This window comes from Hansschlegelia beijingensis (assembly GCF_045505405.1).
Lineage (GTDB): Bacteria > Pseudomonadota > Alphaproteobacteria > Rhizobiales > Methylopilaceae > Methylopila > Methylopila beijingensis_A.
In genome coordinates this window covers 1-20226 of sequence record NZ_JBJKEX010000025.1, presented here as the reverse complement: position 1 = coordinate 20226, position 20226 = coordinate 1, and the positions used below count along the sequence as shown (strand labels likewise).

Annotated in this window: 20 protein-coding genes and 2 pseudogenes; 6 read left to right on the top strand and 16 right to left on the bottom strand. The window is 68.2% G+C overall.

The features are described 5' to 3' along the window. Nucleotides 1-582 (bottom strand): SIMPL domain-containing protein (locus ACIKT0_RS03260; protein WP_407103975.1); only part of this gene is annotated, 582 nt, incomplete at its 3' end. A gap of 210 nt (nucleotides 583-792) precedes the next feature. Between ACIKT0_RS03260 and ACIKT0_RS03255 the strand changes: the two genes are divergently transcribed. Continuing rightward, nucleotides 793-1296 carry a YciE/YciF ferroxidase family protein gene (locus tag ACIKT0_RS03255; RefSeq protein WP_407103974.1) on the top strand — a complete coding sequence of 168 codons (504 nt, stop codon included), beginning with the start codon at nucleotides 793-795 and terminating at the stop codon, nucleotides 1294-1296. Between the two features lie 73 nt (nucleotides 1297-1369). On the opposite strand, the gene ACIKT0_RS03250 is transcribed toward ACIKT0_RS03255, so the two are convergent. The 7 genes from ACIKT0_RS03250 to uvrB form a co-directional block, all read right to left on the bottom strand. After that, nucleotides 1370-1729, bottom strand: coding sequence for a DUF6481 family protein (locus ACIKT0_RS03250; RefSeq protein WP_407103973.1), 360 nt, complete (start codon nucleotides 1727-1729; stop codon nucleotides 1370-1372). 146 nt (nucleotides 1730-1875) lie between these two features. Then, nucleotides 1876-2295: an alternative ribosome rescue aminoacyl-tRNA hydrolase ArfB gene (gene arfB, locus ACIKT0_RS03245; protein ID WP_407103972.1), complete on the bottom strand. Its 420-nt coding sequence runs from the start codon at nucleotides 2293-2295 to the stop codon at nucleotides 1876-1878. A 138-nt stretch (nucleotides 2296-2433) separates the two neighbouring features. Further along, nucleotides 2434-3627 (bottom strand): calcium-binding protein, encoded by a 1194-nt coding sequence (locus ACIKT0_RS03240; protein WP_407103971.1) that lies wholly within the window; start codon nucleotides 3625-3627, stop codon nucleotides 2434-2436. Continuing rightward, nucleotides 3615-5330: a calcium-binding protein gene (locus ACIKT0_RS03235; protein WP_407103970.1), complete on the bottom strand. Its 1716-nt coding sequence runs from the start codon at nucleotides 5328-5330 to the stop codon at nucleotides 3615-3617. The genes ACIKT0_RS03240 and ACIKT0_RS03235 overlap by 13 nt, the downstream gene beginning before the upstream one ends. Before the next feature lie 489 nt (nucleotides 5331-5819). Then, a complete protein-coding gene (locus tag ACIKT0_RS03230; RefSeq protein WP_407103969.1) occupies nucleotides 5820-6020 on the bottom strand; it encodes a hypothetical protein in 201 nt (66 codons plus the stop codon). A 251-nt stretch (nucleotides 6021-6271) separates the two neighbouring features. Further along, nucleotides 6272-6733, bottom strand: a complete 462-nt coding sequence (locus tag ACIKT0_RS03225) for a hypothetical protein (RefSeq protein WP_407103968.1) — start codon at nucleotides 6731-6733, stop codon at nucleotides 6272-6274. A 315-nt stretch (nucleotides 6734-7048) separates the two neighbouring features. Next, a complete protein-coding gene (gene uvrB / locus ACIKT0_RS03220) occupies nucleotides 7049-9388 on the bottom strand; it encodes an excinuclease ABC subunit UvrB (RefSeq protein WP_407103967.1) in 2340 nt (779 codons plus the stop codon). On the opposite strand from uvrB, the pseudogene ACIKT0_RS03215 reads away from it, so the two are divergent. The 4 genes and pseudogenes from ACIKT0_RS03215 to ACIKT0_RS03200 form a co-directional block, all read left to right on the top strand. Further along, nucleotides 9379-10164, top strand: a pseudogene (locus tag ACIKT0_RS03215) (cryptochrome/photolyase family protein); the annotation flags it as partial. The gene uvrB and the pseudogene ACIKT0_RS03215 sit on opposite strands and share 10 nt — an antisense overlap. Nucleotides 10165-10277: 113 nt before the next feature. Further along, the gene (locus tag ACIKT0_RS03210) at nucleotides 10278-11315 is read left to right on the top strand and encodes a cysteine synthase A (RefSeq protein WP_407103966.1); all 1038 of its coding nucleotides are present in this window, start codon (nucleotides 10278-10280) and stop codon (nucleotides 11313-11315) included. Next, nucleotides 11312-12163 carry a 3-mercaptopyruvate sulfurtransferase gene (gene sseA / locus ACIKT0_RS03205; RefSeq protein WP_407103965.1) on the top strand — a complete coding sequence of 284 codons (852 nt, stop codon included), beginning with the start codon at nucleotides 11312-11314 and terminating at the stop codon, nucleotides 12161-12163. The genes ACIKT0_RS03210 and sseA overlap by 4 nt, the downstream gene beginning before the upstream one ends. A gap of 132 nt (nucleotides 12164-12295) precedes the next feature. Next, nucleotides 12296-13069: an aspartyl/asparaginyl beta-hydroxylase domain-containing protein gene (locus ACIKT0_RS03200; protein ID WP_407103964.1), complete on the top strand. Its 774-nt coding sequence runs from the start codon at nucleotides 12296-12298 to the stop codon at nucleotides 13067-13069. 16 nt (nucleotides 13070-13085) lie between these two features. Here ACIKT0_RS03200 and ACIKT0_RS03195 read toward each other — a convergent pair whose 3' ends face one another. The 7 genes from ACIKT0_RS03195 to ACIKT0_RS03165 all read right to left on the bottom strand — a co-directional run bounded on the left by ACIKT0_RS03195 (nucleotide 13086) and on the right by ACIKT0_RS03165 (nucleotide 19226). After that, the gene (locus ACIKT0_RS03195; protein WP_407103976.1) at nucleotides 13086-13523 is read right to left on the bottom strand and encodes an MgtC/SapB family protein; all 438 of its coding nucleotides are present in this window, start codon (nucleotides 13521-13523) and stop codon (nucleotides 13086-13088) included. 63 nt (nucleotides 13524-13586) lie between these two features. Further along, nucleotides 13587-15065, bottom strand: a complete 1479-nt coding sequence (gene gatB, locus ACIKT0_RS03190) for an Asp-tRNA(Asn)/Glu-tRNA(Gln) amidotransferase subunit GatB (RefSeq protein WP_407103963.1) — start codon at nucleotides 15063-15065, stop codon at nucleotides 13587-13589. Nucleotides 15066-15143: 78 nt separating this feature from the next. After that, a complete protein-coding gene (locus ACIKT0_RS03185) occupies nucleotides 15144-16271 on the bottom strand; it encodes a sensor histidine kinase (protein ID WP_407103962.1) in 1128 nt (375 codons plus the stop codon). Between the two features lie 43 nt (nucleotides 16272-16314). Beyond that, nucleotides 16315-16623 carry a chorismate mutase gene (locus ACIKT0_RS03180; RefSeq protein ID WP_407103961.1) on the bottom strand — a complete coding sequence of 103 codons (309 nt, stop codon included), beginning with the start codon at nucleotides 16621-16623 and terminating at the stop codon, nucleotides 16315-16317. Continuing rightward, nucleotides 16620-18095, bottom strand: a complete 1476-nt coding sequence (gatA, locus tag ACIKT0_RS03175) for an Asp-tRNA(Asn)/Glu-tRNA(Gln) amidotransferase subunit GatA (RefSeq protein WP_407103960.1) — start codon at nucleotides 18093-18095, stop codon at nucleotides 16620-16622. Before gatA ends, ACIKT0_RS03180 begins: the two co-directional genes overlap by 4 nt. A gap of 49 nt (nucleotides 18096-18144) precedes the next feature. Beyond that, nucleotides 18145-18432, bottom strand: coding sequence for an Asp-tRNA(Asn)/Glu-tRNA(Gln) amidotransferase subunit GatC (gatC, locus tag ACIKT0_RS03170; RefSeq protein ID WP_407103959.1), 288 nt, complete (start codon nucleotides 18430-18432; stop codon nucleotides 18145-18147). A gap of 83 nt (nucleotides 18433-18515) precedes the next feature. Next, on the bottom strand, nucleotides 18516-19226 hold the full coding sequence (locus ACIKT0_RS03165) for a metal-dependent hydrolase (protein WP_407103958.1): 711 nt from the start codon (nucleotides 19224-19226) through the stop codon (nucleotides 18516-18518). Between the two features lie 117 nt (nucleotides 19227-19343). Here ACIKT0_RS03165 and ruvX point away from each other — a divergent pair, with 117 nt between their 5' ends. Further along, nucleotides 19344-19859 (top strand): Holliday junction resolvase RuvX, encoded by a 516-nt coding sequence (ruvX, locus tag ACIKT0_RS03160; RefSeq protein WP_407103957.1) that lies wholly within the window; start codon nucleotides 19344-19346, stop codon nucleotides 19857-19859. Between the two features lie 22 nt (nucleotides 19860-19881). Here the strand turns inward: ruvX and ACIKT0_RS03155 are convergent. Further along, nucleotides 19882-20226, bottom strand: a pseudogene (locus ACIKT0_RS03155) (hypothetical protein); the annotation flags it as partial.

The following is a 20226-nucleotide window of genomic DNA, read 5'->3' as shown; positions in this document are numbered from 1 at the left end:
GACCTCCTGCTCGGACACCGCAAGCGGCGCGCCCAGACTGGCGCCGACGCCGGCGGCGTAGATCTCGGCCTTGCGGCGCGCATCCGCCATCGCCTCGCGGCGCGCGCCGTCGAGCTTCTCGCTGCGGTCCGAGACCTCGAAGGCGAGGTTCTCGATCTGGTTGGAGCCGGCCGTCACCAGGCTGTCGATCAGGTCGCCGATCTTGTCGAGCGCGCGCGAACGCACCGTGACGGCGTTGCGGACCTCGTATCCCACCAGCTTCGGGGTGCGCGGCGCGGAGCCGTCGCCATAATCATATTGCGGCTGCACCGAGAGCCCGGAGGTCGCGATGTCGCGCTCCTCGACGCCGGCGTCCTTGAGCGCCGCCATCACCTTCGTCATCGCCGCAGCGTTCGCCTTGAGCGCCGCCGCCGCCGTCGGAGCGCGCGAGACGACCCCGCTCGTCACCATCGCGAGGTCGGGAACCGCCGAGACGGAGCCCTCGCCGACGACCGAGACGGAGGGTTCGCGTCGCTCGCCCTCGGCATGGGCCGCGAGCGGAAGGGCTGCGAGGGCGATCGCGAGGGCGAGGGCGCGGCGCATCGGTGTCTCCTGGGCTGCCCACGGGGGGCCGTGGCGGAAGGAACGACAGCCATTGCGCGGGATTGCGACCGCGGTTGGGCGGGCGCGGGGGCGGTCGTGTCTCCCGGAAATCCCGGAACGATCCGGCGCGCAATGTGTTGACTCTGCAATGCGCGCGAAACGCGATGATCGCGCGCGAATTTACAACAGAGACCTCAAAGGAGGCCAATCATGGGTTTGTTTTCCAAGGACATCAAGACGCTCGACGATCTCTTCGTGCATCAGCTGCAGGACGTATACTACGCCGAGAAGCAGATCCTCTCGGCTCTGCCGAAGATGATCGAGAAGGCGACCTCGCCGCAGCTGAAGCAGGGGCTGCAGAGCCATTACGGCGAGACCGAGGAGCATGTCCGCCGCCTCGAGCAGGTCTTCCAGATGCACGGCGCCGAGGTCAAGGCGGTCAAATGCCCGGCGATCAACGGCATGATCGAGGAAGCCAATGACGTCGCCGGCGACGTGGCCGACAAGAAGGTGCTGGACGCCGCCATCATCGCCTCGGCGCAGGCCGTCGAGCATTACGAGATGACGCGCTACGGCACGCTGGTGGCCTGGGCGCGGCAGCTCGGCCGCAACGACTGCGCCACGGTCCTCGAGAAGACCCTAGCGGAGGAGAAGGCGGCCGATCGCAAGCTGAACACGCTCGCCGAAGGCGGCGTGAACCAGCAGGCCGCCTGACGCCGCGGCCGCAACGCCTAAACAAAAAGCCCCGCCGAAAGCGGGGCTTTTTTCATGCGCTGAAATCCGGAGATCAGGCGCTCTTGCGGCGCATCGAAGCGGTGTCGGCCACAAAGCGGGCGGCGAGCGCGTAGGCCGCGGCGTTGATCGCCTTAGGACGGGCCGCGAGCTTGGCGGCCTCGGCGGCGGCGCGCTCGGCTTCCTTCTCGGCGGCGATGCGCGCCTCTTCGGCGGCCCGCTCAGCCGCACGGCGGCGCTCTTCCTCGGCCTTGGCGCGCATGCGCGCCTCGCGCGCTTCTACGATCTTGGCGCGCTCAGCCTTGCGACGGTCGGCTTCAGGATCCGCTGCCGCGACCTTGAAACGCTGAAGAAGCTTCTGCTTGGCTTCGAGAGCCGCATCGCGGCGCGACTGGAAGGTGTCTTCCTTCATCATAGACAGAGATAGGCCTCGGAATTGTTGTTGGTGAGGACGCCGACATAAGCGCCGGAGCCTGAAATAGCAATGGTTTGCCCGCGATATTGTGACATTTGGCGCCGCTTGTGATCGAGGCGCCGCAGCCTCTGCTGACGGCGCGCGGGCTAGTCTCCCGAAACTGGCCGGCGTCTCGATTTTACGGCCCCTCGGTGAGACTTGGCCTCACGTCGCCGCGCCTCCGAGGCGCGCGTCGGGCGGGTGGCGAGCCGGCGTTTCGGGCGCTCCGCCGCCTCCGCCACGAGCGCGACGAGCCGCGCCAGCGCCTCAGCCCGGTTGTCGGCCTGGCTTCTGTGCGACTGCGCGGTCAGAACCAGCACACCGTCCTTTGTTAGGCGGGAGCCGGCGAGCCGCATCAGCCGGATCGCGACGTCGTTGGGCAGGGAGGGCGAACGGCGCACGTCGAACCGCAACTGCACCGCAGTCGAGACCTTGTTGACGTTCTGGCCGCCCGGTCCCGAGGCGCGCACGAAGCTTTCCTCGATTTCGCTGTCGTCGATGGAGATCTGGGGCGTTACGCGGATCATGAGGCACGGGCGGAAGCGACGCTCGGGGCTCCGTCATGCCCCAGCTTTCCGCGTCGATCCACGGCTTTCGCGGCGGCGGCCGGAAACGCCTCCGCGCCCGCGCCGGCGAGGAGGCGTGACCCTAGGCCTGCCGGCGCGTCAGACGATGACGAAGTCGGTGTTGTCGACATGGGCGGGGCGGCTCGTCAGCGTCGCGAAACGCACCGCCTCATAGGCCGAGCCGTCGCCGTCCTGGTCGAAGAACAGCGCGCCCGTGGTCGTGTCGTAGATGATGCGGTGGGCGCCGTCCTGCGCCGCGGCCGCGCCGGCCGCCTTGTGGAACGCGTCGGACGAGAGCTCCCCGAGCGACAGGCCGCTGAACACGAAGCCGTCGAGGCGGATCGTGTCGTCGGCGTGCTTGAAGTCGGTGATCTGGTCGACATTGCCGGCGCCGAGGGCCGAGCTGAACAGGAAGTAATCCGCGCCTGCGCCGCCGGTCATCGTGTCGGCGCCGGCGCCGCCGTCGAGCTGGTTGCTCCCGGAATTTCCTCGCAGCGTGTTCGCAAGCCCGTTGCCGACGCCGTCGATGTCGCCGGCCCCGGTCAACACCAAGCTCTCCACATTGGCGGCGAGCGTGTAGGTGATCGAACTCCGGACCGTGTCGGTCCCCGCGTTCGCGGCCTCGATCACCTGATCGCCGACATTGTCGACGAGGTAGACGTCGTCGCCCGCCCCGCCGCGCATCGTGTCGGCGCCCGCGCCGCCATTGAGCTGGTTGTTCCCCGAATTCCCCGTCAGCATGTTCGCGAGCGTGTTGCCGACGCCGTTGACGTCCCCGGCGCCGGTCAGCACGAGGTTCTCGACGTTGGCGCCGAGCGTGTGGGTGATCGAGCTCCGGACCGTGTCGTTCCCGGCGTTCGCGGCTTCGATGACCTGATCGCCGACGTCGTCCACGAGATAGACGTCGTCGCCAAGGCCGCCGGCCATGATGTCGGCGCCGGCGCCGCCATTCAGCTGGTTCGAGCCTGAATTGCCGGTCAACACGTTCGCCAGGGCGTTTCCGACGGCGTTGACGTCGTCCGCGCCCGTCAGCGTCAGGTTCTCGACGTGCTGACCTGCGAGCGAGAAACCGACGGAGCTGAACACCGTGTCGACGCCCTGCCCACTGGCCTCGACCACCCGGTCGCCGGCGTCGTCGACGTAATAGACGTCGTCGCCCGCGCCGCCGCGCATCGTGTCCGCGCCCGCGCCGCCGTCGATGTGGTTCGCCGCCGCATTGCCGGGGATGATGTTGGCGAGCGTGTTGCCGGTCCCGTTAGTCTCGGCCGCGCCGGTCAGGGTCAGGTTCTCCACGTTCGCGCCGAGCGCGTAGGTGATCGAACTCCGACCGTGTCGGTCCCCTCGTCCCCGGCTTCGATCACCTGGTCGCCGGCGTCGTCCACGAGATAGACGGCGTCGCCAAGGCCGCCCGCCATGATGTCGGCGCCGGCGCCGCCGTTCAGCTGGTTCGAGCCTGAATTGCCGGTCAGCACGTTCGCCAGGGCGTTGCCGACGGCGTTGATGTCGTCGGCGCCCGTCAGCGTCAGGTTCTCGACATGCTGGCCTGCGAGCGAGAAGCCGACGGAGCTGAACACCGTGTCGGTTCCGGCGTTCGCGGCCTCGATCACCCGGGCGGCGGCGTCGTCCACGTAATAGACGTCGTCGCCGGCGCCGCCGCGCAGCGTGTCCGCCCCCCCGCCGCCGCGCAGCGTGTCCTCGCCCGCGCCGCCGTTGAGGACGTTCGCCGCCGCATTGCCGGTGATGACGTTGGCGAGCGCGTTGCCGATCCCGTTGATCTCGTCGGCCCCGGTCAGCGTCAGATTCTCGACGTTCGCGCCGAGCGTGTAGGTGATCGAGCTCCTGACGGCGTCGGTCCCCTCGTTCGCGGCTTCGGTCACCAGATCTCCGGCGTCGTCCACGAGATAGACGTCGTCGCCAAGCCCGCCTTCCATGCTGTCGGCGCCGGCGCCGCCATCCAGCTGGTTGTCGCCCGAATTGCCGGTGAGCACGTTCGCCAGCTCGTTGCCGACGCCGTCGATGTTGGCCGGCCCGGTGAGGACGAGGTTCTCGATGTGCTGGCCCTCGAGCGAGAAAGACACCGACGCGTGGACGACGTCCGTGCCGGCGGCGTCCGCCTCGATCACCCGGTCGCCGCTATCGTCGACATAGTAGGTGTCGCCGCCGGCGCCGCCCGCCATGGTGTCGGCGCCTTCGCCGCCGTCGATGACGTTAGCCGCCGCATTGCCGGTGATGACGTTGGCGAGCGCGTTGCCAGTTCCGTTGATTGCCGCAGCCCCGGTCAGCGTCAGGTTCTCGACGTGGCCGCCGGCGAGCGAGAACGTGACCGAGGCGAACACCTGGTCGACGCCGCCGTCGAGCGACTCCACGACCTGATCGGAGGCGTTGTCGACATAATAGACGTCGTTCCCGTCGCCGCCCGCCATGTAGTCCGCGCCGAGCCCGCCGTCGATCGTGTCCGCGCCCAGTCCGCCTAACACGGTGTCGGCGCCGCGGCCCATCATGAAGGCGTCATCGAAACCGGTGCCCACGAAGTGGTCAGCCTGGCCGGTGCCGGCGAGCCGCACTCCGGCGAGGCGAGGATCATAGATGACGGTGTAGATGTCCTGCTCGCCGTTCCAGTCCGGGATGTCTTCGTCTTGCCCGAAGGCGGCCACCACCCGGCCGTCGGCCAGCGTCGCGAGGCTGATTTCGGGGCGAACGCCCTGCGGCGCGATCGTGAAGACGTCGCTGTCGTGGGAGCCGTCGCGGTTGATGATCCGGCCGACGAAGTTCTCGCCGTCGGCCCAGGCGATCATCAGGCGACCATCGTGCAGCGCCGTGGACTCCAGGAAGGGCACGAAATCTCCGCTTGCGCCGGCGCCTACCGTCACGGCGGCTTCCGACCAGTTCAGCGAGGCCACGTCCAAGAACCGGACAGAAATCTGGTAATCGCCGCCCTCCGGATCATCGCGGATCAAGTAGGTGATCGCGATGCGGCCATCAGCAAGCCCAGCCACTGAGACGGAAAGTGTCCCGGAGCTGTTTGGCAAGTAAAAAGGCGTACTGTAACCGCTCTCCGGGACAAAAGTGAGAAAAACTTCCTGCCCAGAACCGACCCAGCCGACGGCATGGCCGCCGCCCGTGACTGCCGTCTGGTCCATCTTCTGCCGGGCATCTTCATGAACGGGTCCCAGCGGCACGAAATTACTGTTCGCGAGAAAAGGATCGACGAGAACGGAGTAGCCGTACTGGTCCTCGATCCATGTGATCGCGAACGCCCCGCTCTCGACCGCGACTGCGAATGCGGTTGTGCCCTGCTCGCCCCCTATCCAGAAAAACTCAAAAACGTGGTCTTCGAAGGATGCGTCGTCGTACAGGCCCAGGTAGAGCCCGCGTTGGCTCGAGAAAAGTACGGTGTGAAAGAGTCCGTTGGAGGCGAGGGCCAGCGCGCTCTCGAGGGCGTCGGGGCCGGGCGGTCGAGGGGTGATCCCGTACCAGGGGGTCGGCTAAACCGCGCCTTCTCCGTTGAAGCGCTGGATGATCACGTCGCTGTCGGACGAGTCGTAGACCGTGGTCCAGGCGACGTCGAACAATCCGTTCGCCAGCGCCCCGACCATCGGCGCGCTCTCGGCCTGGGCCGATATCGCGGCGGGAACGCGGGTGAGCGGCTGATAAACGGTGGGCGTGGGCAGCGCGGCGTCGGGCATCCTGGTCGCCTCCCTGGGCGGCGGCGGGGGGCCCGGCCCTTCAGGAGTCAGACGCTAGCAGCGCAGGAGATACGGCCGGATAAGTAGTATTACCATCGGTTAACAACTTCCCGGGAGGAAAGCTCGAGCGGCTCGCCGCCGCGGCGCAGGCGCCGTTGCTTCGCGGGCCGGCCGGATGACCCAGAGGTCATCGCCGGCCGGGCCCGCTCCCCGCGCGATGGTCGCGGGCTACCTGGCCGGAAGCGTTTCCTTCACCTTCTCGACGACCGCCATGCACCCGGCCCCGCCGACGCCGGCATGCTGCTCGCCGACGCCCGCGCCAAACAGGCGCAGGGCGACGAGGCCGGGTGCATGGCGGCGTCGGCGGGGCCGGCGTCGCCCATCACGACGCCGGGCCCCGTCGTCACGCCCGTCTGGCTTTCTTCCGTGCCGCCCGAGGCGGAGGCGCGGGGATCAGCCTCGCTCTTGCCGGAGGCCGCGCCCTGATCCTGGTTGCCGCGCGCCTTCTCGGCGGTGTCGCCTTTGGCGTGCGCCGGAGGTTCGGGATCGTTCGCGGTGCGGGTCGCGGGCGGTCCCTTCGGCGGCGTCTGGTGGCTCTGCACCTGCGCCGAGAGTTTCTCGACCTCGTCGAGGCAGGCGGCCGAGGCGCCGCTGGCGAGCGCGAGCGGCGCGACGCAGCAGGCGGAGATGAGGATCTGGCGATAGAGGCGCACGGATTGCTCCTTTGTTTTCGTGTCTCCAGAGCAACCCCGACAACTCCGTGCTCGTTCCGCCTGACATGTAAGCAAAATTGGAGTAACGGGCCGGGCAGTTTTGGCATTTGTGCGCCGCTCGTCCGGTATCACGGAGGAGGCGTCCCCAGATCAGGCGGCGGAATACGCGCCGATATCTCCGGGTTGGCCGGCGCCTTTATTATGATTGTCTGTGAAGGGCGTCGCCCTAGGGGAGGCGGATGCGTGACCGCCCCGAGACGCAACGGAAAGAAAGAGCGCCGCCAGCCGGAGCGCATCCGGCGGGCGGCGGGCGCCTTAGCGCCGCTTCGGCCCCTGCCTTCGGCCGCCGGGCCGGAAGTTCGTCGTCATCATGTCCGGCTTCTCCCGGCGGGGAAGGTCGCCATGGAGCAGGGGCGTCGCGCGGTCGGTGCCGGGGCCCATGTCGTCCAGGCTGGGCTTGGCGACGCGCGACTTCGGCGGCGTGTTGGCGCTGCGGCCGTATTTGCGTTCGCCCGCATAGCCGCCGGCCGCGGCGTCGACCGCGACCTGGCGGGCCATCGGGTCGTCCGAGATCGCGAGTTCGGTCGCCTGCAGGCGCTTGATCTCGTCGCGCAGCCGCGCGGCGGTCTCGAATTCGAGGTCGCCGGCGGCCTTGCGCATCTTGGCCTCGAGATCTGCGATCGTGGCCTTGAGGTTGTGGCCGATCTTCGGCGCGTCCTCGGCGAAGCCCTTGTCGACCGTGACGTGGTCGCGCTCGTACATCGAGTTCATGATGTCGCCGATCTCGCGGCGCACGCTTTCGGGCGTGATGCCGTTCGCGGCGTTGTAGGCGAGCTGCTTCTCGCGCCGCCGGGCGGTCTCGGCCATGGCGCGCTGCATCGAGCCGGTCTCGTGGTCGGCGTACAGGATGACCTTGCCGTCGACGTTGCGCGCGGCGCGGCCGATGGTCTGCACCAGCGAGGTCTCGGAGCGCAGGAAGCCTTCCTTGTCCGCGTCGAGGATGGCGACCAGCGCGCATTCGGGAATGTCGAGGCCCTCGCGCAGCAGGTTGATGCCGACCAGCGCGTCGAAGGCGCCGAGGCGCAGGTCGCGGATGATCTCGATGCGCTCCAGCGTGTCGATGTCGGAGTGCATGTAGCGGACCCGCACGCCGTGCTCGTGGAGGTATTCGGTCAGATCCTCCGCCATGCGCTTGGTCAGCACGGTGATCAGCGAGCGGTAGCCCTTGGCGGCGACCTCCTTGACCTCGCCCAGCAGGTCGTCGACCTGGCTGCGGGCGGGGCGGATCTCGATCTCGGGATCGACCAGACCGGTCGGGCGGATGACCTGCTCGGCGAACACGCCGCCGGTCTGCTCCATCTCCCACGAGCCGGGCGTCGCCGAGACATGGACGGTCTGCGGCCGCATCGCGTCCCATTCCTCGAAGCGCATCGGCCGGTTGTCCATGCAGCTCGGCAGCCGAAAACCATATTCGGCGAGCGTCGCCTTGCGGCGGAAGTCGCCGCGATACATGCCGCCGATCTGCGGAATGGTGACGTGGCTCTCGTCGGTGAAGACCAGCGCGTTGTCGGGCAGGTATTCGAACAGCGTGGGCGGCGGCTCGCCGGGTTTTCTGCCGGTCAGCCAGCGCGAATAGTTCTCGATGCCGGCGCAGCTGCCGGTCGCCTCCATCATCTCGAGGTCGAAGGTGGTGCGCTGCTCGAGCCGCTGCGCCTCCAGCAGCCGGCCCATCTTCGTCAGCTCCGCGAGGCGCGCGTTGAGCTCGGCCTTGATGCCCTTCATGGCCTGGTTCAGCGTCGGCCGCGGCGTAACGTAATGCGAGTTGGCGTAGACCTTCACGGCCGCCATCTCGCCGATCTTCTGGCCGGTCAGCGGGTCGAACTCGTGGATCGACTCGATCTCGTCGCCGAACAGGCCGATCCGCCAGGCGCGGTCCTCATAGTGCGCCGGAAAGATCTCGATCGTGTCGCCCCGCACCCGGAAGGTGCCGCGCACGAAGTTCACGTCGGCGCGCTTGTATTGCAGCGCCACCAGGTCGGCCATCAGCTGGCGCTGCGACACCGTCTCGCCGACCTTCAGCACGAAGGTCATCGAGGTGTAGGTCTCGACCGAGCCGATGCCGTAGATGCAGCTCACCGAGGCGACGATGATGACGTCGTCGCGCTCCAGCAGCGACCGCGTCGCGGAGTGCCGCATGCGGTCGATCTGCTCGTTGATCGACGATTCCTTCTCGATATAGGTGTCGCTCCGCGGCACATAGGCCTCGGGCTGGTAGTAGTCGTAGTAGGAGACGAAGTACTCCACCGCGTTCTCGGGGAAGAACGACTTGAACTCGCCATAGAGCTGCGCCGCCAGCGTCTTGTTCGGCGCGAGGATCAGCGCCGGCCGCTGGGTCTGCTCGATGATCTTGGCCATCGTGAAGGTCTTGCCCGAGCCGGTGACGCCGAGCAGCACCTGGTCGCGCTCCTGGCGCCGGATGCCGTCCACCAGCTCGGCGATCGCGGTCGGCTGGTCGCCCTTCGGCTCGAACGGCGAGACCAGCCGAAAAGTCTGGCCGCTCTCCAGCTTCTCCGGCCGCGGCGGGCGGTGCGGCACCCAGGGCTTGCCCTTGAGCTCCGGCCGGCCGTTCTGGATCAGGTCCTCGAGCGCCCGCACACGATCGACCGGACCTTTCCGGAACGTCGCGCCTCTCGCCGCATCTGCGGTTCGGCGAGATCAGCCCGGTCCAGCTCTGGCACGCGAGCGAAGCCGCGCTCGCAGAAGACCTGGCGCAGGCGCGGGACGTTGAGAAGTTCCGGAACGAGCTCGGCTGGCGCGAATTCGCCCACCACCTTCTCGCTGCCTTTCCCGACATGGCGCGTCGCAGCGCGTCCGCTCGCTTCGACGGCTTCCCCTGGCGCAAGCCCGACGCCAGCGAACTGGCCGCCTGGCGCGGTGGGCTGACCGGCTACCCGATCGTCGACGCCGGCATGCGCCAGCTGTGGCGGACCGGCTGGATGCACAACCGGGTGCGGATGATCGCGGCCTCGTTCCTGATCAAGGATCTTCTGGTCGACTGGCGGACCGGCGAGGCCTGGTTCTGGGACACGCTGGTCGACGCCGATCCGGCGAACAACGCGATGAACTGGCAGTGGGTGGCGGGTTCCGGCGCCGACGCCGCGCCGTTCTTCCGCATCTTCAACCCGGTTCTGCAGAGCCGGAAGTTCGACCCCTCCGGCGATTATGTGCGGACCTTCGTGCCGGAGCTCAGCCGCCTCCCCGGCGAGTGGATCCATGCCCCCTGGGAGGCGCCGCCCGAGGCGCTGAGGGCAGCAGGAGTGGAGCTCGGCCGTGACTATCCGCGGCCGATCGTGGACCACGCCGCGGCCCGCAGGCGGGCCCTGGCGGCGCTGGCGCAGATCTCCGGCCCGGCGCCGGATCCCGGCGCGTGAGCCGTCGCGTTCCCGCCCGGGCGATCCGCGGGGGTTCGCACCTTTTCACGGCGCGCCCCTGCGCCTAACGTGCCGCCGCCGTCCTCCCGATCATTCAGCCAGTGAATCTTGTGATGCGCATCCGCACCGGGCTCGTCGACGCCATCGGGAACACGCCGCTGATCCGGCTCGTCGGTCCTTCCGAGGCGACGGGCTGCACGATTCTCGGCAAGGCCGAATTCATGAACCCGGGCCAGTCGGTGAAGGACCGGGCCGCCCTCTGGATGATCAAGGACGCCGTCGAGCGAGGCGAACTGCAGCCCGGCGGGGTGATCGTCGAAGGCACCGCGGGCAACACCGGCATCGGGGTCGCGCTGGTGGCGAACGCGCTCGGCTTCCGCACGGTCATCGTCATCCCCGACACGCAGTCGGACGAGAAGAAGCAGATGCTGCGGCTCGCGGGGGCCGAGCTCGTCGAGGTGCCGGCCGTCCCCTACAAGGACCCGAACAACTACGTGAAGCTTTCCGGCCGTCTCGCTGAGCAGCTTGCGAAAACCGAGCCGGCCGGCGCCATCTGGGCGAACCAGTTCGACAACGTCGCCAACCGTCAGGCGCATATCGATGCGACCGGCCCGGAGATCTGGCGGGACCTCGACGGCAAGGTCGACGGCTTCGTCTCCGCGGTCGGCACCGGGGGCACCCTCGCCGGCACGGGGATCGCACTGAAGGAGCGCGACCCCAACGTGAAGATCGCGCTCGCCGACCCGCCGGGCGCCGCGCTCTACAGCTATTACACCACCGGCGAACTGAAGGCGGAGGGCTCGTCGATCACCGAGGGGATCGGGCAAGGCCGGATCACCGCCAATCTCGAAGGCGCGCCGGTCGACTTCGCCTACCAGATCCCGGATGCGGAGTCGGTGCAGGTGGTCTTCGATCTCCTGGAGCACGAAGGCCTCTGCCTGGGCGGCTCGTCCGGCGTCAACGTCGCCGGCGCCGTCAGGCTCGCGCGCGAGCTCGGCCCGGGCCACACCATCGTGACCGTGCTGTGCGACTACGGCACGCGCTACCAGTCGAAACTGTTCAATCCCGACTTCCTGCGCTCCAAGGACCTCCCGGTCCCGGTCTGGCTTGAGCGCCCCGGCACTGTCGATCTCGCGAAAGTCATGGAATGAACCCCAATCTGGTCTCGACCGAGTGGCTGGCGGCGCGTCTTGGCGACCCCGACGTCGTGCCGGTGGACGGCTCCTGGTATCTGCCGGACGCAGGGCGCGACGGCGCGGCCGAGTTCCGGGAGAGGCACATCCCGGGGGCGGCGTTCTTCGACATCAACGCCGTCGCGGACCTTTCGTCGGGGCTCCCGCACATGCTGCCCTCGCCCGAGGTCTTCGCCGAAGCTGTCGGCGGCCTCGGAATCGGAACCGGCTCGACGGTCGTCGCCTATGACGGCGCCGGATTGTTCGCGGCCGCCCGGGTGTGGTGGACGTTCCGCGCCATGGGCGTGGACAAGGTCTATGTGCTCGACGGCGGGTTGCCGAAATGGCTCGCCGAAGGCCGTCCGGTCGAGACCGGCCCGTCGAGCAGACAGCCACGGCCGTTCGCCGCCCGGTTCGACCAGACCGCCGTCAAGAGCGCCGACCAGATCGCCGACGCGCTGCAAGCTCAGTCGGTCCAGATCCTCGACGCCCGATCGGGCCCGCGCTTCCGCGGCGAAGCGCCCGAGCCCCGCCCGGGCTTGGCCTCCGGACATATTCCGGGATCGCTCAACCTGCCCTTCCAGGAGGTGCTCGGCGCCGACGGCCGCCTGCGCGACGAGACGGAGCTCCGCGCCGCCTTCGAGAAGGCGGGGGTGGACCTTGGACGGCCGGTCGTGACCACCTGCGGTTCAGGGGTGACCGCCGCGATTCTCGCGCTCGCGCTGGAGAGCGTGGGAGCGCGCGCGGCGGGCCTCTACGACGGCTCCTGGGCCGAGTGGGGCGCAGGCGGACGACCCGTCGAGACAGGACCTGCCCGAACGAGGTGAACCGGCCCTGCCGGAAGCCAGCAATGCGCCGCGCGGCGTGACCCGCCCCCCGCGGTGCAATAGTATCGTCTCGGAACCAACCACCCCCCCGCCGGAGTTCGGCCGGGAGGACGACGTCAGCAGAGCACTGCCATGGTCGAAGTCGCCACCAACACAGAGGTGAAGAAGCCGTCCAAGCCCAAGCGCGGATGGCTGTACCGCACGGGCAAGAAGCTCCGGCCCTGGCTCGACGAGCAACTGGCGAAATGCTCGCTGGTCGGCAATCCGCCGGTGTTCCCGGCAGGGACCTTCCCCTGGACCGCCGACCTCGAGAAAAACTGGGAGGCCATCCGCCGCGAGGCCTTCTCGGTGCTGCAGACCGAGGACATCCCGATCCTCGCCGACATCTCTCCGGACCATGGCCGCCTCGGCGGCGACCGCAAGTGGAAGTCGTTCTTCCTCTATGGATATGGCTACCGCGTCGAAGGCAATTGCGAGAAGTGCCCGGAGACGGCGAAGCTCGTCAGCAAGGTGCCTGGCCTGAACAGCGCCTTCTTCTCGATCCTGACCCCGGGCGCCCGCATCCCTCGCCACCGCGGCGTGACCAAGAACCTGATCACCTGCCATCTCGGGCTGCTGGTTCCCAAGGACTGGGGGCGCTGCCGCATGGCCGTCCACGACGACATGGTCTACTGGCGCGAGGGCAAGACCGCGGTCTTCGACGACACCTATTTCCACGAGGTCTGGAACGAGACCGACGAAACCCGCGTGATTCTTCTGGTGCAGTTCGAGCGGCCGATGCGGCAGCCGGGCCGCGCCATCGGGCGCACCTTCATGTGGGCTGTGCGGCGCAGCCCGTTCGTTCAGGAAGCGCGCAGGAACTTCCTCGCGTGGCAGGGCGCGCAGAACCGCATCGACGGACATTAAGGCTGGCGCGACGGCGTCAGCCGTCGTCGTCTTCCGTGGAGCGCGCTCCCCCGAACTTGCGGCCGAACTGGTGCGGCACCATCAGCACCAGGAGCGCGAGCCCCAGGCCCATGATGATCAGCGGCCACTGGGCGAGCGCGCAGGCGAGGCCGAGCGCCGCGGTCAGCCAGACCGTCGCGGCGGTCGTGAGGCCATGCACCCGCTGATCGCTCGTGTCCTTCAGGATCACGCCGGCGCCGAGGAAACCGACGCCGGTCAGGACCCCCTGAAGCACCCCCTGCACGACCCGGCTCAGCGCGTCGGGTTCATCGCGCCACGCCGGATCCTCCAGCGCCGCGAGCGACACCAGACAGGCGCCTAGCGAGACCAGGCCGAGCGTCCGCATGCCTGTGGGCTTGCCCTTCAGGTCGCGGTTGAAGCCGATCATGACGCCGCAGGCGACCGCGAGGAGCAGGCGGACGGCGTGCTCCCAGACGAACCCGTCGAAGATCGCTGCGGCGCTTTCCAGGGGGCCGCCTCAGATGCCGAGCTTGGACTTCAGGATGTCATTCACCGCCTGCGGGTTGGCCTTGCCTCCCGAGGCCTTCATCACCTGCCCGACGAACCAGCCGATCAGCGTCGGCTTCGCCCTCGCCTGCTCCACCTTGTCGGGGTTCGCGGCGATGACCTCGTCGACGACCTTCTCGATCGCCCCCGTATCCGTCACCTGCCTCAGCCCCCGGCTCTCGACCAGCTCCCGCGGATCGCCGCCTTCGCTCCAGAGGATCTCGAACAGGTCCTTCGCGATCTTGCCCGAGATGACGTTCTCCGAGACGAGATCCAGCAGCCCGCCCAGTTGCTTCGCGGTGACGGGGCTTTCCGTGATCGAATGGCCTTCCCTGTTCAGGCGGCCGAACAGCTCGTTGATGACCCAGTTGGCGGCGAGCTTCGCGTCGCGCCCCGCGGCCACTTCCTCGAAGAAGGCGGCCGACTCCCGCTCGAGCGTAAGCACCATCGCGTCGTAGGGCGTCACGCCGTAGTCGTTGACGAACCGCGCCTTCCTGGCGTCCGGCAACTCCGGTAGCGCGGCCGCCAGTTCATCGACCTCCGCCTGCTCGACCACGAGCGGCAGCAGGTCCGGATCGGGGAAATAGCGGTAGTCGTGCGCCTCCTCCTTGGAGCGCATGGCGCGCGTCTCGCCGCGGACGGGATCGAACAGCCGCGTCTCCTGGTCGATCGACCCGCCGTCCTCGAGAATGCCGATCTGGCGGCGCGCCTCAGTCTCGATCGCCTGGCCGATGAAGCGGATCGAGTTGACGTTCTTGATCTCGCAACGAGTGCCGAACGGCTCGCCGGGGCGACGCACCGAGACGTTCACGTCGGCGCGCAGGTTGCCCTTCTCCATGTCGCCGTCGCAGGTCCCGATATACCGCAGGATCGTGCGGAGCTTCGTGACGTAGGCCTTGGCCTCCTCCGACGAACGCATGTCCGGCTTCGACACGATCTCCATCAGCGCGACGCCCGAACGGTTCAGATCGACGAAGGATGAGCTCGGGTCCTGATCGTGGATCGACTTGCCGGCGTCCTGCTCGAGATGGATGCGCTCGATGCCGATCATCACGGTTTCGCCGCTCGGCAGGTCGACCGCCACCTCTCCCTCGCCCACGATCGGGCTCTTGTACTGGGAGATCTGATAGCCCTGCGGCAGGTCCGGATAGAAGTAGTTCTTACGGTCGAAGGTCGACTGCAGATTGATGCGAGCCTTCACTCCGAGCCCCGTGCGGATCGCCTGACGCACGCATTCGTGGTTCAGCACCGGCAGCATGCCGGGCATGGCCGCGTCGACGAGGCTGACATGGCTGTTGGGCGGCGCGCCAAAGGCCGTCGACGAGCCGGAGAACAGCTTGGCCTCGGACGTCACTTGGGCGTGGATCTCGAGCCCGATGACCAGTTCCCAGTCGCCGGTCGCTCCGGAAATGAGCTTCGAGGAGGCGGGCGTGCGGGACGGCGCGTTCATCGTCAGATCAAACCTTGCATGGGATGTCGCCGCAACTCCTACCGCCAAGCCACGGGCGAGCACAACGCCCGGCCGCGCTCAGCGCCGGGACGTTTCGGACGGCGGAGTGAGCCAGAACCGGATGGTGATGGCCAGGCCGCCCGCCTCGGAGGCTCCGACCCGGACCTTCGCCCGCGTGTTCGCCTCCAGCGAGCTCACCATCAGGGCGCCAAGCTTCCCGGGCTTCGGCCAGGTCTCCCCCTCGGGCAGCCCGACGCCGTCGTCAGAGACCGAGACGACGCACTCCTCCGCCCCTTCCTTGAGGCAACGCACCGTGACGACGCCCTCGCTGCGGCCTTCGAACGCGTATTTCATCGCGTTGGTCAGCAGCTCGTTCACGAGCAGGCCCACGGGCATCGCGACGTCGACGGTCGTCTGGCAGGGCTCGATCTGGAGATCGAGCCTCACCCCTTCGGACCCTTGAGAGCGGATCACCGAGCCGGCGATCTCGCTGAGCAGCGACCCGAGATCGACCGCCCCCGAGGCGCCGTCGAAGGACAGCTGGCGGTACAGCAGCCCCAGAGCGTCGATCCGCCCCGCCAGCCGCTCGAAGGGGCCGGTGCCGATCTGCGAGCCGGCCCGTCGCGCCTCCATCCTGATCAGCGCCGTGACGATCTGGAGATTGTTCTTCACCCGGTGCTGGATCTCGCGCAGCAGGACGTCCTTGTCGCGAAGCTGCGCCTCGAACGCCTCCCGCTGCGGCGCGTCGCGCTCCGTCACGTCGATCAAGGCGACAAGCCGGTACTTCGGCCGACCGTCCTCCGTAGTCGCCGTCGCGCTCTGAAACTCGATCCGGCGGGGCGGGGCGTCGTCTCGCGGCGCGGCGAGATAGGAGCAGCCCGAAGGCTCCTCCTCCACGACCGCATCGGCGAAGGCGAGCTCGCCCTCGCATGTCAGCCGATCGTTGAGCTGCGACCAGGCCGAATTCTCGATCTCGGAGAAGGAGACACCGAGCACGAGTTCAGCCTCGTGGTTCGCGTAGACGATCCGCTCGTCGCCGCCCTCGACGATCTCGCCCACGAGGATCGCGACGGGAACATGGTCGAGGAACTGCTTGAAGCGGTCGGATTCCAGAGCTTCCGCAAGCTCGGGCGTCGCCGCGAGCTCTTCGGCGAGCCCATCGGTCTCGGGACTGGAGTTCATGCTCGGCACGCCGATTGACGCCATCGGCCGGGCCGAGGGGGCGGGTCTACTGGGGAGCTCGGGAGACCTACCGCGCCGCGGTCTGCTCCATCAGCCGTCGTTCATGCGAGATGAACTCGGCCATCATCGCACGCCACAGCCTTTCGACAAGGTCGGGATCCACATCGTGGCGGCCCGCGAGGTCACGGACGTGCGCGGCGACCTCCTCGACCCGCCAGGGCACAAGGGCGATCTCGGGATTCCCCTTGAGACGCGCCGCCTCCGCGATGCAGTGAGCGCGCGCTGCGATCAGGGGCATCAGCGCCTCGTCGATGGAATCGATCGCTGCGCGGACTTCCGCCATGGACCCGTAGGTCGGGCGCTCCGACCCGCTCACCACCAGCGCTCGGCGGAGAAGCGGCCGGCGGCGTCCTCGATCACCGCTCCGGTCGCGAACAGCGTCTCTTCGTCGAACGGCCGTCCGATCAGCTGGAGCGCGAGCGGAAGGCCCTCGGCCGACAGGCCGGCCGGAACCGAAATCCCGGGCAGGCCGGCCATGTTCACCGTGACCGTGAAGACGTCGTTCAGATACATCTCGACCGGCGAAGCGTTGGACATCTCGCCGACCCCGAACGCGGCCGAAGGCGTCGCGGGCGTCAGGATCGCGTCGACGCCGTCAGCGAAGACGGTTTCGAAGTCACGCTTGATCAGGGTGCGGACCTTCTGCGCCCGAACGTAATAGGCGTCGTAGTAGCCGGCGGAGAGCACATAGGCGCCGATCATCACGCGGCGGCGAACCTCGGCGCCAAAGCCCTGCGCGCGGGTGTTCTCGTACATCTCCGTCACGTCGCGGCCGGGCACGCGCAGGCCGTAGCGGACGCCGTCATAGCGCGCGAGGTTCGAGGAGGCTTCCGCAGGCGCGACGATGTAGTAGGCCGGCAGCGCATACTTCGTGTGCGGCAGCGAAATCTCGACGATCTCGGCGCCGGCCGCCTTCAGCTGCTCGGCGCCCCTGGTCCAGAGCGCCTCGATCTCGGCCGGCATGCCGTCGACCCGGTACTCCCGGGGGATGCCGATGCGCAGCCCCTTCACCGAGCGGCCGACCGCCGCCTCGTAGTCAGGCACCTCTCGGTCGACGGACGTCGAATCCCGAGGGTCGAAGCCCGCCATCGCGCCGAGCATGAGCGCCGCGTCGCGGACGTCGCGCGCGATCGGGCCGGCCTGGTCCAGCGAGGAGGCGAAGGCGACGATGCCCCAGCGGGAGCAACGGCCATAGGTCGGCTTGACCCCGACCGTTCCGGTGAACGCCGCCGGCTGCCGGATGGAGCCGCCGGTGTCCGTCGCGGTCGCGCCGAGACAGATCCGGCCGGCGACGGCCGCAGCCGAGCCGCCGGACGATCCGCCGGCGACCAGCTGGGCGTCCGAGCCCTTCCGGCGCCAGGGATTGATGGGCGTGCCGAAGCAGGAGGTCTCGTTGGACGAGCCCATGGCGAACTCGTCATTGTTGAGCTTGCCGAGCATGACCGCGCCGGCCCGGCGCATCCGCTCGGTGACGTGCGATTCATAAGGAGGCACGAAGCCGTCGAGGATCCGCGAGCAGGCCGTCGTCCGCACCCCCTCGGTGCAGAACAGATCCTTGACGCCGAGCGGCAGGCCCTCGAGCGCGCCCGCCTCTCCCCTGGCGAGCCGCTGGTCCGATTCCTCCGCCCGCGCGACCGCGACCTCGGGGGTCTCGAGCACATAGGCGTTGAGCGTCCGGGCCTGCTCCATCGCCGCCAGATAAGCCCGCGTCAGCTCGACCGCGGAGAAATCCTTCCGGATGAGCGCCGCGCGAGCTTCAGCGAAAGTGAGGTCCAGCAGATCTGTCATGAACGGCTTTGAATGTGGGAGGACGCAAGAGTTCGGCGGCGGCGCGCGCTCATTCGACGACCTTCGGGACGACGTAGAAATCGCCCTCGCGCGCCGGCGCGTTGCGCAGCACGTCTTCAGGCTTCTCGCCGTCGGTCACCCCGTCTTCCCGCAGCCTCAGCGCCGTGGGGATGACGCTCGTCATCGGCTCCACCCCCTCGACGTCGAGGGCGGAGAGCTCTTCCACGAAGGAGAGGATGGCGTCGAGCTCGCCCCGCAGCTTCGTGACCTCCGTATCGGAGACCGCAATGCGGGCGAGCTTCGCCACGCGGCGCACGGTGGATTCGTCGACGGACATCAGCGACTTTCAGGCGTTTGGGCGACGGCCGGGCTTTATCATAGGGCCAGCGCGGCCCGCAACGCCGCCGCCTCCGCCGCCGCTCAGGACTCGGTTTCGAAGGCCTCGCCGATCGGCGGCGCCTTCACGGTCGTGCCGCGCACGCTGTCCATCAGCTCGATGAACCGGTCAGCCGACTGTTCCAGCAGGGGGAAGGTCGCGTAGTGGCAGGGCACGACCAGATCGAAATCAAAGAAGTGCCGGCAGGCGTAGGCCGCCGTCTTCGGGCCCATGGTGAAGCGATCGCCGATCGGCACGAAGCCAACGGTGGGGGCGTAAAGCTCGTTGATCAGCTTCATGTCGCCGAAGATGCCCGTGTCGCCCATCGCGTAGACGACAGGCTCGTCCTCGCCCTGCGGCGAGATGATCAGGCCGTGCGGATCTCCAAGATACTGCGAAATGCCGTTCTCGAACGCGCCGGACGAATGGAGCGCCTGGGTCATCGTGACCCGGAAACCGCCAAGCTCGATGGAGCCGCCGGTGTTCATCGGCTCGAGCTTCTCCACGCCCTGCCCGCCTATCCACTGAGCGAGGTCGAAGTCCGCCACCACTGTGGCGCCCGTCCGCTTCGCGATCTCGACCGTCTCGCCGACATGATCGTAGTGGCCGTGGGTGAGAAGGATGTGCGTCGTGCCCTTCGTGGCGTCCGTCTTGTCCCCGTGGAAGGTCCCGTTCTCGAGGAATGGGTCGATGAGGACGGTGCTCGAGGCGAACTCGAGCTTGAAGGCGGAATGGCCGTACCAGGTGATGCGCATAAGGTGCGTCGTCCTCGTCCCGGTGAGAGTCGGAGCAGACAACTAATCAGTTCGGCCGGGAGGGCAAGCGCGCCGACAGAGCCGCGCCGGCCCACTGCGCTGTGCTAAGAGCGTGCGATGGCCGCGATATACGACGATCTCAGAAGCTTCCGAGCAGACCTTCCCGCACTCGGGCAGGTGATCGGACTGGACCTTGGCACCAAGACGATAGGGGTGGCGGTCTCGGATCCCGGCCGCATGATCGCGTCCCCGCTCGAGACGATAGCCCGCACCAAGTTTACGCTCGACGCCGAGAAGCTGTTCGCGATCATGACGAGCCGCCGATGCGTCGGTCTGGTGCTCGGACTGCCGATGAACATGGACGGCACCGAGGGCCCACGCGCGCAGGCGACCCGCGCCTTCGCGCGCAATCTTGCGCAGCGCTTGGAGGTTCCGATCGCGCTCTGGGACGAGAGGCTTTCGACCGCGGCCGTCGAGCGGCTGATGATCTCGTTCGACACCAGCCGGAAGCGGCGCGCGGAGACCGTCGACAAGCTCGCCGCGGCTTACATTCTGCAGGGCGCGCTGGACCGGCTGTCGGCGCTGCGCCGCCAAGCGGAGGATGCGGAGAGCGGGAGTCGGGCCGAGCCCTGAGGCTCCGCCCGACTCGCCCTCATCAACAGGGCCGGTAGCGGATCACCTCGATCGGCCGCCCGCGACGATCGCGCGTGCGGGTGATCACCTTGCACTCCGGTCCATAGTAGGCGCGTCGATAGCCGTAGCCGTAGTACGGCCCGCCATAATAGTAGTCGTCATCATAGTAGTACGGGCTCGCCAAGGCGGCGCCGGCCGCCAGCCCGAGGATGCCAGCCGCGGCGTAGCCGCCATAGTAGCGGTGGCGATGGCCGTAGTAGCGGTGACGACCATAGTAGCCGGGACGTCCCCAGCCGCCGCCGCCCCAATGCCGACCGCCGCCACCCCAGTGGCGACCGCCGCCGCCCCAGTGGCGACCGCCTCCGCC